The sequence below is a fragment of the Acinetobacter sp. ANC 4173 genome (genome assembly GCF_004331255.1).
Lineage (GTDB): Bacteria > Pseudomonadota > Gammaproteobacteria > Pseudomonadales > Moraxellaceae > Acinetobacter.
In genome coordinates this window covers 78,620-91,695 of record NZ_SJOF01000007.1, presented here as the reverse complement: position 1 = coordinate 91,695, position 13,076 = coordinate 78,620, and the positions used below count along the sequence as shown (strand labels likewise).

Annotated in this window: 12 protein-coding genes; 5 read left to right on the top strand and 7 right to left on the bottom strand. The window is 38.3% G+C overall.

The window, feature by feature from the left end:
- The first annotated feature begins 109 nt into the window (after positions 1–109).
- Positions 110–2,719 (top strand): aminopeptidase N, encoded by a 2,610-nt coding sequence (pepN, locus tag E0H94_RS09955; protein ID WP_131326360.1) that lies wholly within the window; start codon positions 110–112, stop codon positions 2,717–2,719.
- A 358-nt stretch (positions 2,720–3,077) separates the two neighbouring features.
- Here pepN and E0H94_RS09950 read toward each other — a convergent pair whose 3' ends face one another.
- Both E0H94_RS09950 and E0H94_RS09945 read right to left on the bottom strand, forming a co-directional pair.
- Complete coding sequence (locus tag E0H94_RS09950) at positions 3,078–3,521, bottom strand: universal stress protein (RefSeq protein ID WP_131326358.1); 444 nt, start codon at positions 3,519–3,521, stop codon at positions 3,078–3,080.
- A gap of 121 nt (positions 3,522–3,642) precedes the next feature.
- On the bottom strand, positions 3,643–4,086 hold the full coding sequence (locus E0H94_RS09945) for a universal stress protein (protein ID WP_131326356.1): 444 nt from the start codon (positions 4,084–4,086) through the stop codon (positions 3,643–3,645).
- 325 nt (positions 4,087–4,411) lie between these two features.
- Here E0H94_RS09945 and E0H94_RS09940 point away from each other — a divergent pair, with 325 nt between their 5' ends.
- Positions 4,412–5,419: an alpha/beta hydrolase gene (locus tag E0H94_RS09940; RefSeq protein ID WP_131326354.1), complete on the top strand. Its 1,008-nt coding sequence runs from the start codon at positions 4,412–4,414 to the stop codon at positions 5,417–5,419.
- Positions 5,420–5,489: 70 nt separating this feature from the next.
- Complete coding sequence (locus E0H94_RS09935; protein ID WP_131326352.1) at positions 5,490–5,834, top strand: DMT family transporter; 345 nt, start codon at positions 5,490–5,492, stop codon at positions 5,832–5,834.
- Positions 5,835–5,889: 55 nt separating this feature from the next.
- On the opposite strand, the gene E0H94_RS09930 is transcribed toward E0H94_RS09935, so the two are convergent.
- The 4 genes from E0H94_RS09930 to E0H94_RS09915 form a co-directional block, all read right to left on the bottom strand.
- Complete coding sequence (locus E0H94_RS09930) at positions 5,890–7,062, bottom strand: benzoate/H(+) symporter BenE family transporter (protein ID WP_131326350.1); 1,173 nt, start codon at positions 7,060–7,062, stop codon at positions 5,890–5,892.
- Positions 7,063–7,202: 140 nt separating this feature from the next.
- Complete coding sequence (gene leuE / locus E0H94_RS09925) at positions 7,203–7,856, bottom strand: leucine efflux protein LeuE (RefSeq protein ID WP_131326348.1); 654 nt, start codon at positions 7,854–7,856, stop codon at positions 7,203–7,205.
- Between the two features lie 78 nt (positions 7,857–7,934).
- The gene (gene tal / locus E0H94_RS09920) at positions 7,935–8,921 is read right to left on the bottom strand and encodes a transaldolase (RefSeq protein ID WP_131326346.1); all 987 of its coding nucleotides are present in this window, start codon (positions 8,919–8,921) and stop codon (positions 7,935–7,937) included.
- An 87-nt stretch (positions 8,922–9,008) separates the two neighbouring features.
- A complete protein-coding gene (locus tag E0H94_RS09915) occupies positions 9,009–9,899 on the bottom strand; it encodes a LysR family transcriptional regulator (protein WP_131326344.1) in 891 nt (296 codons plus the stop codon).
- A gap of 133 nt (positions 9,900–10,032) precedes the next feature.
- Here E0H94_RS09915 and aceI point away from each other — a divergent pair, with 133 nt between their 5' ends.
- Positions 10,033–10,461: a chlorhexidine efflux PACE transporter AceI gene (aceI, locus tag E0H94_RS09910; protein ID WP_131326342.1), complete on the top strand. Its 429-nt coding sequence runs from the start codon at positions 10,033–10,035 to the stop codon at positions 10,459–10,461.
- Between the two features lie 294 nt (positions 10,462–10,755).
- Positions 10,756–11,337, top strand: a complete 582-nt coding sequence (locus E0H94_RS09905) for a DedA family protein (RefSeq protein ID WP_131326340.1) — start codon at positions 10,756–10,758, stop codon at positions 11,335–11,337.
- Between the two features lie 99 nt (positions 11,338–11,436).
- Here the strand turns inward: E0H94_RS09905 and E0H94_RS09900 are convergent, their stop codons facing one another.
- Positions 11,437–12,963, bottom strand: coding sequence for an acetyl-CoA C-acetyltransferase (locus E0H94_RS09900; RefSeq protein ID WP_131326338.1), 1,527 nt, complete (start codon positions 12,961–12,963; stop codon positions 11,437–11,439).
- Between the last annotated feature and the right edge of the window lie 113 nt (positions 12,964–13,076).

Below are 13,076 nucleotides of genomic sequence, written 5' to 3'. Positions count from 1 at the left end.
AAAATAAACACCCATATTGAATGATAAATAAGGGCAAAGATTCTTGTGCTGTGTTGAAAGATTTTACGCAATGCAAAGGTCAATGCTAAAAAGACAAATAGGAAATGATATGAATATTGCGGCAAATCCAGTGGTTGAAGCAGACCAAACTGTCTATTTAAAAGACTATGAAAAACCTGTATTTCTAGTTGATTCGATCAATTTAGATATTCAGGTGTATGCAGAACACACTCAAGTGGATGCCAATTTGGTCATGAAACGCCAGACTGAAGGTGATTTGGTCTTATTGGGGCGTGATTTAGAGCTGAAGTCTATAAGTTTAAATGGTCAGGTTTTAAATGCAGGCGATTACACCTTAGATAGTGAGCAGCTTGTTATTCATAATGCACCAAATGAAGTCATTTTAGAAACATCGGTGATCATTCATCCAGAATCAAATACGCAACTTGAAGGCTTATACCAAGCAGCATCAGATTTGTATGTAACACAAAATGAACCAGAAGGTTTCCGTAAAATTACATTCTATCCAGACCGTCCTGATGTTTTAGGTGTATTTACGACGCGTGTAGAAGCCGATAAAAAATATCCAGTGCTTTTAGCCAATGGTAATTTGCTTGAAACAGGTTTAGTTGGTGAAGACCGCCATTTTGCGATTTGGCAAGATCCAACCAAAAAACCAAGCTATCTTTTTGCTTGTGTGATTGGTGATTTGGCCGTTTTAAAAGATCGTTACACGACCTCTGAAGGGCGTGATGTGGCTTTGGAAATTTATGCTGAAGAAAAAGATATTCCAAAATGCCATATTGCGATGGAAGCCTTAAAACATTCGATGCGTTGGGATGAAGAACATTATGGTCGTCCATATGATCTAGACAATTACATGATTGTTGCCACTAGCGCTTTCAACATGGGCGCAATGGAAAATAAAGGCTTAAATATCTTTAATACCTCATGTGTACTGGCAGATGAAGAATACACCACGGACGCCGCAATTATGCGTGTGCAATCGGTCATTGCGCATGAATACTTCCATAACTGGACGGGCAACCGTATTACTTGCCGTGACTGGTTCCAATTATGTTTAAAAGAAGGCTTAACAGTTTTTCGTGATCAATCTTTTTCGGAAGATTTGCAATCGGCAGCTGTGCAACGGATTGATGATGTGGCGGTACTCAAAGCACATCAATTCCCGGAAGATTCAGGTCCTTTATCACATCCGCCACGTCCTGACCATTTTGTAGAAATTAATAACTTTTACACAGCAACTGTATATGAGAAAGGTGCGGAAATTAACCGCATGATGGCGACTTTATTAGGAAAAGAAAAATTCCGTAAAGGTACAGATGAATATTTCTACCGTCACGATGGTCAAGCTGTAACAGTTGAAGATTGGGTTGCGGCTTTAACTGCGGGTTCAGGTGTTGATTTGTCAAATTTCCTGACTTGGTACAATCAACCAGGCACGCCAAAACTTGAAGCGACAGGAGAGTATGATGCTGCGGCACAAACCTATCGTTTGAGTTTTAAACAAAGCCTTAAAGCCCATGCGAAATACCCGAACTTAAAAGCAGTGCCTATTCCTGTGGCACTGGCATTATTTAATGCGGAAACAGGTGAACAATACACGCTACAATCTGATGCATTATTTGAAAATGGCGTGAAAGATGGTGTGTATTTGTTCGATCAAGAACAAGCTAGCATTGTCTTTATAGATGTAACAGCTAAACCTGTCGTGTCTTTACTACGTAATTTCTCTGCACCAGTCAATCTTGAATTTAATTATTCAGATGAAGAATTGGCGTTCCTGATTCAGTATGAAACCAATGGCTTTAACCAATGGCAGGCAACACAAACCTTGTTAGAGCGTGTTTTATTGAATGATCATGATGCAGCAATTTATGTTCAAGCCATTAAAAATACGTTGCCAGCACTTGTCGAAAAAGATCCTTTACTGGCTTCACGTTTGTTTGATGTTCCGAGCGAAGGTTATTTGGGCAGTCGTATTGATGAAAACTATAATCCTGTCGTAATTCAAGAAAAGCGTAATGCATTGTTAAATACCTTGGCACGTGAATTAGGTCAATTCTGTAAAGAAACATACTTAGCTTTGGACCCTGATTTGCAGAAAGATTTTTCACAGGCAATGGGTGTGCGGGCATTAAAAAATATCATGTTGATGATGTTGGCACGACAAGGTGACACAGAAGCTTTTGATTTGGCTTACCGTCAATACACCAGTACGACCAATATGTCTGAGCGTTTAGGGGCTTTAAGTGTTTTAGTCTGGAATGATGCACCACAAGCTTCAACTGCTCTCCAAGACTTTTATACGCGTTTCAAAGATGAGGCTCTTTCTCTTGACCAGTGGTTTACAGTGCAAGCGTCAAATCCGAATGCAACTGCAGAAAGTATTCGAACTTTGATTAATCATCCAGATTATGATTTGGCAGTGCCAAACCGAATTCGTGCTGTGAGCGGTGGTTTAAATAGCAACCCTGTAAATACTTGGAGCTTTGGTGTTGAACATTTTATAGATTTGGCCAAGTATTTAGACGAAAAAAATCCAATTTTAGGTTCGCGCTTATTACAGGTTTTATCTCGTTGGTATACTTTAGCCGAACCACAACGTTCCGATGTATTGGCATCTTTAGAGGCTTTAAAGCCACAAGTCAAATCTAAAAATGTGGTGGAAACTTTAAACAGTATGCTGAGTATCTGATAAAGAGTTTTCTAAACTTTAAGCATGTTCAGGCTATTTTTCAGCAATGAGAAATAGCCTTTTTATTGGCTTCATTAAAAGTGAAAATACAATCACTGAATAAGTGAAGTGATATAAGATATTTATTTTCTTGAATTTTTTATGATTATAGAATGTCCTATTGTAGGCCAATATAGAGAAAAGGTCTAAAATGACAAAGCTTTAGCCGTGGTATTTACAGACTAAGTGCCTGAAGATGTAATGGCGCGTGCGATTCAAACTAACAAGTAATAAAGCTGCTTTTAATGATGTAAGTTTGCATTTTGCTGAACAAACACATAAAAAAATCCCTCTAAGCAGAGGGATTTTTTTATGTGCTCTAAACTTTTACAATCAGAACTGGAATAGGAGACTGGGTAAGTACAGCTTGCGCAACACTACCAAGCATCATCTTCTTGAAGCCAGTACGACCATGTGAGCCCATAATGATTAAGTCGGCACTGACTTCATCCGCAATGTGGATAATGCCATCTGCAACAGAAACACCACGAATGACTTTGGTGTCGACCTCAATTTCATCCCGAACGAAGGATTGTTTAATATCTGCCAGACGTTTTTGAGCATTTTCTTCCGCCTGCATAAAATAATCTGTAATTGCTGGGGCAACTTTATAAAAGTCTACGCCGACAAAAGGGTCGACAGCCACTACACACATTACGGTAACACGACAGTTTAATAGTTTGGCTAAAGAAAGTGCTTGCTCAACAGCAGTATATGAGATTGGAGATTCATCGACAGGTACTAAAATATGTTGATAAGTCATGAGTGCACACCTTCGATCATTATTATAAAAACTTGGCTTTGTGTATTAGAGAACTTTTAAAGCATCTACGAAAGATACTTCAATGAGCACCCACGTAAAAGTAGGTGCTGAATTTTTGGACTTATTCTTTCACAATTAAAACAGGCAAATGTGTACCGCGAAGCACATCTTGCGCGAAACTACCGAGTAAAAACTTTTGGAAGCCCTTACGACCATGCGAACCCATAACAATTAAGTCAGATTTCTTTTCTTCGGCAGTTTGAACCACACCTTCCGCAGAAACTTGCCCTTTAATGATTTGAGTTGTTGGCTCAACACCTTCAGCCTGAGCAAAGACAATCGCTTCTTTTAGGGCTTTTTCAGCATTTGCATAAGCTTGTACAAAGTATTCTTTCATAATTGCAGAAGAATAATAAAAGTCGACTTCAGTAAAAGGATCTTCTGCAACAAGGCTAATTAAAGTTAATTCGCTGCCAAATGCTTTCGCAATAATCGCGGCGTGTTTAACTGCGGAGAATGAGATTGCAGAGCCGTCTACTGGAACTAAAATATGTTGGTAAGACATCGGATTTACTCCTGTTGTTTATGATTATTGCTACTTAATTATAGATAGCACATAGTCAGATTGTGATCAATTTATAAAGTGAAAAAACAGCGTAAATTCATTCAATTAATTAGAAATTTTTAATATTTTTAGATTTCATCTAAAAGTTAAAAAGTTGAGTGTTTTCATCAGATTTACATTAAAAGGTTACGATCAGAATAGGAAGTTTTTTACCTGATTTTTTTATGCAGAAGGCTTTGCTTTTTCAGCTAAAATAAGCCTGTTGTAAAAAGTTATTTAAATACATATCTTTATCAAAAGACTTAAAAAAACTGTGGAATTGCTCATGCATAAAAAGACAATTTTTATCATTTTAAGCTGTATGTTGGTGTTGTTAACAGCATGCCAAAATACTCAAAAAAGTAGCAAAGTTATTGCGCGGAGTTTTAACACGGCCACAGAAATACAGAAAAAAATGCTGGATAAGCACGCACCTAAAAACGTATTGATTCATTCAAATATTGAATATTCCAAAGATCCAAAACTAGGGCTTGATCTCTATCAACCTGAAAATATAAAAGAACTTGGTTTAAGACCTACAATTGTCTGGATTCATGGTGGGGGATGGATTTCTGGTTCAAAAGAACATGCTCGTGGATACTTTAAATTACTTGTTGCACAAGGTTTTAATGTTGTATCTGTCGAGTACCAATTCGCCCCTCAAGTGATTTACCCGAATCAGTTATTGCAAATTAATCAGGCCCTTAAGTTTATTAGTAAACAGGCTGAGGACTATCAGATTGATGCCAATCAATTGTATTTGGCAGGTGACTCTGCTGGTGCTAATTTGGCAAGCCATTATGCTGCTTTATTAAGTAATCCTGAGTTTGCGCAACAGTCGAATTTTGTCCCTGCGATACAACGACAGCAACTTAAAGGGTTAATTTTGCATTGTGGTATTTATGATATGGCCTCATTCGCTGCGACAGCACCTGATGAGCGAAAAATTATAGAATGGGGCATTTATAGTTTAGTACAGGCATATACAGGAGAACGTAAGAATGATGTCGCTTTCTTAAATGAAATATCTCCAATGCAACATTTAACTCCAAACTATCCTCCTGTGTTTATTAGTGGTGGCAATAAAGATTTTTTAACATCGACTCAGTCGATCCCGTTTGTTGCAGCATTAAAGCAGCAGGAGATCCCTGTAACTGCTGTATTTTATCCTGAGAGTAAAGAGTTATTAATTCATGAGTATCAGTTTCTTATGGGGTTAAAAGCCAGTCAGCAAACGTTTGAACAAACCATTTCTTTTGTACAAGAAAACAGTGATTTAGATTCTGAATTATAGAAAAATCATATAATGAGCAATTATGAACTGTTAAGCTGCATCCAGAAAATTTGGAGAGGTGAAGTAAAGTATGAATGCACTGATATTGGCTTATGCGATGTTGGCTTTGGCAATTGTTTCCGAAGTGACTGGCTCTGTATTTTTAGTAAAATCTGATGGTTTTACAAAATTAGGACCAAGCCTGTTGGTGGTTGTGTTTTATGTCATTTCTTTTTATTTATTATCGCAAGTGATCAAAACTATTCCCTTGGGAATTGCCTATGCAATTTGGGGTGGTGTGGGTATTGTATTAACGGCTTTGATCGGATTTTTTGTATTTAAACAAATTTTAGATTTACCTGCTTTGATTGGAATTGCCATGATTGTTGGAGGGGTAATTGTAATGAACGTTTTTTCAAACTCGATTGGACATTGATACAAAACGGTGAAAAAAGCATGCAAATTTTGCATGCTTTTTTGTTCTATAGTGCTTATTTTTTGATGTTTAATTTCATAATGAATGCAACTACGAAGCCGAACAGTAGTCCCCAGAATGCAGAACCAATGCCAAAAAACTGAACGCCAGACGCACTAAATAAAAAAGTCATGAGTGCAGCTTCACGGTTAGAAACTTCATGAAAGGCCAGTGCTATGTTGTGGCTGATGGTACCAAATAAGGCTATTCCAGCTAATGTAACAATAAAAATATGTGGGAACGACATTAAAAGGCTAGTGAGTGTCGCTGCAAATAACCCCATTAATACGTAGAAGAAACCACAACTAATACCCGCAATATAGCGCTTACTTGGGTCTGGATGTACTTGATCGTCTAAGCTGACTGCTGCACTAATGGCTGCGATATTTACACTATAACAACCAAAAGGGGCTAGTACCGCTTGAATTAGTCCTGTTCCCCCAATCAACTGATTGACATGAGGTTGATAGCCATAACTTTTAATCATGGCAATGCCAGGTAAATATTGTGAAGCCATGTTAATCACAAACAGGGGAAGTGCAAGACCTAAAATTGCAGACCAAGTAAAGTCAGGTGTCATCCAGACAGGTTGAGCCATACTCCATGTAACTGTCGGGGCATGAAATTCTAAAAAGACTGGGCATAAGGCAATAGCAGCAATAACGGTTAATACAATGCTGTAGCGCGGAGTAAGTTTTTTCGCAACGATATAAACTGCTAATAAGGATAGAATAAATCCCCAATCAGTTTTAAGGCTAGCAAAGAGTTCGATGCCAAATTTTAACAATACACCAGCTAACATCGCGCTGGTCAGGCTTTGTGGAATAAGCGTTAGAATTTTTTCAAAAATGCCTAAATAACCTAAAACCGCAGTAATTAAGCCACAAATCAGAAAAGCACCAATTGCTTCATTTAAGCTATAACCACTGCCTGTGGCAATAATGAGGGCTAAACCCGCAGTAGACCATGCAGTAGACACTGGGTATTTTAGTTTCCAAGACAGAAACATACCCACCAGACCAATTCCAAGCCCTAAAGCCCAAAACCACGAGGTGATTTGTTCTGTGCTTGCCCCTAAAATTTGAGCAGCTTGAATAACCAACACTGCAGAAACACTGATCCCAATTAAAAACGTGATGAAACCAGCGAAGACTGCGGGAATAGAAAAATCTTGAATGAGTTTTTGCATGTATCCGTACTTATTCTATTTTGACCAAAGGTTTAAATGTAGGTCTTGCATCATACGCTTAAGCTATATTTTGGGAAAGTGAATATCTAAAAATTAAACGATATTTCACGTTTTAACGATATTTATTGAAATTTATTCAACTATAGTGTTGAAAATGCTAATTTAATTCCGAAGCCTAAAAAAGCAAATCCAACGATTGCGACGGCAACTGAAGTGAGGCGATAACGCTGATTGAAAAATGCTGCAAAACGTACGCCAGAGAAAATCAGAATACTTAAATAAAGCATACTAATGATCTGTAAAATAACCGACATCAGCGTAAAGCTAATTGCTGGGTACGGATAGCTCGGGTCGACAAATTGTACGAAGAAAGACAGATAAAATAAAATCGCTTTAGGGTTGAGGATACTAATTGTTAATGCAGTACGATAGGGTTGAGCATCTTTATAAGTGGTGATTTTGTTCGAGCTTTCCAATGCTTGAGCAGTCGTCCCTTTCCAAGTACGGACGCTTGCAATGATGAGTCGGCTACCCAAGTAGGATAGATAAGCTGCACCGACTACTTTTAGCACGGTAAATAACCATGGAAAACTATGTAATAAAGAAGCAGCACCGAAGATGGTGCAAAGAATTAGAATGAGATCGCCAGTAAAAACGCCTAAGGCCGCAAGATAACCTATCCGTGTTCCGAAGCGTGAGGCAATCGACATGACATATAACGAATTTGGACCGGGAAGAATAACAATTAAAATTGTTCCAATAATATAGGTACTGAGATCCGTAATGCCAAACACAATATACTCATTATAAAAAGCCCATTTTGTTATTGTAACAAAATGGGCTTAAGGTTTGCACACTTATGGTGCGTGATTTTAAGCCTGAATTTCAGCATCTAAACCGAATGATTGACGTAATAAGGTACTGAGTTGTTCACGTGCTTTAATAAAGCCATCAATACCGCCTTGCAGCAATTGGAAGGCCATTAGATCATGTTCTAAATGGTCTTTAAACGTCGCTTTATCAAGAATGACTGCTTGTTCGGAACTGCTTGTAATTTGGTTTGGGTCGAGCTGAAGTTGTACTTCACGTGTATCAAGTTCTAATTCAGCCAATAAATTAGGAGATACAGTTAATAAATCACAACCTGCTAAACCAAGGACTTGATCGATACTACGGAAACTTGCACCCATAATTTCAGTTTGAATGTGGTGCTGTTTGTAATATTGATAAATTTGCTTTACAGAGAGTACGCCAGGGTCTTTTTCAATAGGATAGTTCTGTACATTCTCTGCTTTTTTGTACCAATCCAAAATACGACCAACAAATGGAGAAATTAAGGTTACTTTAGCATCTGCACAGGCTTGAGCTTGATGTAAACCAAACAGTAGTGTGAGGTTACAGTGAATACCTTCAGCTTCAAGTACACGAGCAGCTTGAATTCCTTCCCATGTAGATGCAATTTTGATCAAAATTCTGTTTTGATCAATGCCATAAGCTTTATAAAGCGCTAAAAGCTCTTTGGCCTTGGCGATGGTTGCTTCGGTGTCATAAGATAATGAAGCATCCACTTCCGTTGAAACACGACCATCAATGAGTTTAAGAATTTCTACCCCAAATTTTACGGTCAGAATATCAATGGTACGTTCAATCAATTCATCAGAAGTATAGCCTTCTTGTTTTGCTTGATCATACGCAGCTTCAATTAAAACTTTGTTTTCTTGTTGATTGGCTGCAGCCGTGATTAAAGAAGGATTGGTCGTTGCATCGAGTGGACGAAATTTTTCAATTGCCGCTAAGTCACTACTATCAGCAACGATGGTTGTCATCTTTTTTAATTGGTTTAACGCATTCTGTGTCATTGAGATCTATTTCTTAAAAGTTGTACCCGTCATTTAGTTATACCACAAACTTTGTCTGACCCAAGCAAAATCAGGGGTCTAGCTTAGCTAATTCGTATTTTTTTTGCTGTTTCGAATATGATCAATCAAAAAACGAGCAGCCGCACCCAGTTGACTTTCTCGACTCCAAACTAAATCGACGAAATATTCAAATTTGGGCGAAAAATCTTGAAAATTCAGAATTTTTAATTGTTGTTGCAATGCTGGATTTTCATTGAGCATTTCATAAGGAAGTACGCCCCAACCTAAGTTTTGTAAAATCATGGCACATGAGGAGTGATGATTATCCGTGCGCCAATAATTTTTAGAAAAAAGCAATTCAGGCTTTAAACTTCGGTCACGACTGGCCACAACAATTTGTCGACTTTGCAGTAATTGCTCATAGCTTATTTTTTCATGTTGGGCGAGAGGATGTTGTATTGCTGCCACAGCTATAAGCGTTTCTCGCTTGAGTTCTACAAATTGTTCACCACTTTGTAATTGTTCGCGCTCAAACATCAATGCTAATTGTGCCGATTGATCAAGCAACATTTGCAATGCATCTTCTTGCGGTGCCGAAAAAATGTTGATTTGAAGTTCAGGAAAACGTTGCTCTAGTAGCAGAATGTAGTCCGTCCAATGCGTATGCAATAATTCAGAAACTACCACAATGTTTAAATTCGATTCTAAACCTTCAGCTAAGGCAAAGGCATGTTGTTTCCATTGATTCATTTCAATGAGAAGTTGTTGAGTTTTCTCATATAAAGTCATGGCTTGAGCAGTTGCAATCGGCTCACGACCTTGACGGCTGAAAAGCGTGAGATCCAGATCAATTTCAAGATTTGCAATAGACATACTAATCGCGGAAGGGACTTTACCCAGTTTTCTTGCAGCCGCGGAAAAAGAACCTGTTTCTATCACAGTCTGAAAAATAATCAGTTGATCTTGGTTAATATTCATTGGCGTATTTTTTGCTTAAGTTACTAAAAAAAGTTTCAAGACAGACCTTTCAATAAAACTGAAAGAATCTAACTCGATTAATCAATATAATAAAAATAAAATAGCAAACATCGAAGACAAAGAGTAGTTTTAAATGTTGATTTCCAAGAGAAGGATTGTTCATGCGTTGAGCTATGAGATCATCCTGTTGGTCATCATTGCCATCGCATTAAGTTTTATTTTTAATATGCCTATGGAAGTGACAGGAAGCCTAGGAGTTGTTATGGCGGTCACTTCTGTATTTTGGAATATGATTTTTAATCATTTTTTTGAAAAATTTGAGCAACGCCGCAAATTGCAGCGTACAGTTGCTGTTCGTATTATGCATGCGATTGGATTTGAGGGCGGTTTGATGTTAGCCACTATTCCAATGGTGGCGTATGCAATGGATATGACCATTTGGCAAGCCATATTATTGGATCTGAGTTTGACCATGTGTATTTTGGTTTATACCTTTATTTTCCAATGGTGTTATGACCATATTGAAATGCGCTTAGGATATTCTCCTGTTCAGCAGTCCTAAGAAGTTAAAAAGCCGCAAATGAGTGGCTTTTTTTATGTATAGTCGTTGAATTGCTTAACAGCAAACTCATTACAAAAATAAAAATATTGCATTATTTCGATTGTCTGACGATAGGTAAGGTGATTGATGCATCTTGAGTCGGATCTCAGATCGATTAAATAACTTTGTAATCATATCTCAAATGCGGTTTTAGTCTTTTAAATGATCTATCCTATAATCGTAAAAAGTTTGAGCGGTATCTCAGCTTTGATTTTTAAATAAAGAGATCCTAATAACGATAAAAAGAGTATGTAGATGGATTGGACTCACTTATTACAGCATTATGGTTATTTTGCCGTCATCATTGGTTCTTTTTTCGAAGGTGAAACGATACTCATGCTCGGTGCTTATGCCGTACATCAGCATGTTCTCAATTTTTGGCTGTTGATTGTTTCTGCAATGATCGGGGGTTTTATGGGTGATCAGTTGTATTATCAAATTGGTAAACGATATGGATATGACTTTATTGACCAGCATCCAAAATTAAAACTGAGATTTCAAAAAGCCAGTGTACTGATAGAAAACTATCCGACCTTAAGTATTTTATTGATGCGTTTTGCTTGGGGCTTAAGAACAGTTCTTCCTATGATCATTGGGATTAAGCAATATCCAGTTTTGCGTTATATGGCAATCAATGTATTGGCTTGTTTTATTTGGGCATTTGTTATTGTAAGTGTTGGTTTGCAAGTCTCGCATTGGTTGCATCAGTTCTGGCAAGGGGTAGTCCAACATGACGAATATTCAGTCTTGATCATTGTCGCAGTGATTACCTGTATCTTATTGGTTCGTTTTCTCTTTTGGATGGTTTCATACCTTAGACAACCTAAAGATCATTGAGTTTGCTACAAATTGATCTTGAAGTTGAGCGTTAATTTAAGTCTCAGAGGGGAAAAAAAGCACCTCCGTAGAAGTGCTTTTTTAGAAGGGGTAAGTCAATTATTTTTCAACAATTGCCGTTACACCTTGACCACCCGCCGCACAAATCGAGATGAGTACGCGACCAGAGCCTTTCTGGTTAAGAAGTTTTGCAGCCGTTGCTAAAATACGTCCACCTGTTGCAGCAAATGGGTGACCCGCTGCCAAAGAAGAACCTTTAACATTAAGTTTGCTACGGTCAATTGAACCTAAAGGTGCAGCTAAGCCTAAGCGATCTTTACAGAATTGCGGATCTTCCCAAGCTTTTAGAGTTGAAAGGACTTGTGAAGCAAAGGCTTCATGAATTTCGTAATAATCAAAGTCTTGCAGAGTAATACCAGCACGTTCAAGCATACGAGGAACTGCATAAGCAGGAGCCATTAATAAGCCTTCTTTTGGTCCATTCTTGCCAATGAAGTCTACCGCGGCAGTTTCAGTAAAAGTTAAATAAGCCAATACTTCATGACCGTTGGCTTTTGCCCATTCTTCAGAGGCAAGTAACACACATGATGCACCATCAGTCAAAGGTGTAGAGTTAGCTGCGGTCATGGTACGAGCATCGCCCTTACCAAATACTGGTTTAAGTTTTGCCAGTTTCTCAACTGATGAGTCTGCACGTAAATTGTTATCACGATTTAAACCTAAAAATGGCGTGATGAGGTCATCAAAGAAACCTTCTTCATAAGCCTTTGCCATTTTTTGGTGTGAAGATGCAGCAAGTTCGTCCTGCGCTTCACGAGCAATACCCCATTCTAATGCAGTAATGGCTTGATGATCACCCATAGAAAGCCCTGTACGTGGCTCACCATTTTTAGGGGCATCCATTAAATTTTTTAGGTTAATTTTGGTTAATGCTTTTAAACGGTCTTTACCGGTTTTTGCAATATTGAGCTCAAGCAATGCTTTACGTAAACCATCACCAAAAGCAATTGGCGCATCTGAAGTGGTATCTACACCACCAGCGATACCAACTTCAATTTGTCCCAAGGCAATTTTATTCGCAACTTGGAAAGCTGCTTGTAAGCCTGTTCCACATGCTTGTTGCAAATCATAAGCAGGAGTTTCAGGGGCTAAAGCAGTATCTAGAACACACTCACGAGTCATATTGAAGTCACGGCTATGTTTTAACACTGCGCCCGCGACCACTTCACCTAGACGTTGACCTTGAAGATTATAACGCTCAATAAGACCATTTAATGCTGCGGTAAACATATCCATGTTTGATGCTGTGAAATAAGCACCATTTGAACGAGCGAATGGAATACGGTTACCACCAATAATTGCAACGCGGCGAGGAGTATTTTGACTCATAATTTTTTCCTGTTGGACAGAAGTTTGAGTTGTAGATTCAGTTTTAGTTGTACTAGGTGCTGCTTTTTTGCGAGGCGAAGAAGTTGCACGTGTACGTGTTGTTTTAGTCGTTGGGGTTGCAGACGTAGAAGCTGTGTCAGTTGTTTTGCGTGTACGAGTACGTGCTTTTGATGTATTTGACAAAGTTTCAGCCACAGAATGATCGACTGCTGGATTATCTTGAGTTGTTTTGCTCATAAGGCTTTTCCAAGCATGTTACAGTATTCTTGAGGTGTACATTAACACAATACAGCATAGCTCGAATTGACTACAATGACATTGCAGAATACATTCAGGTCAAGTCATCACTA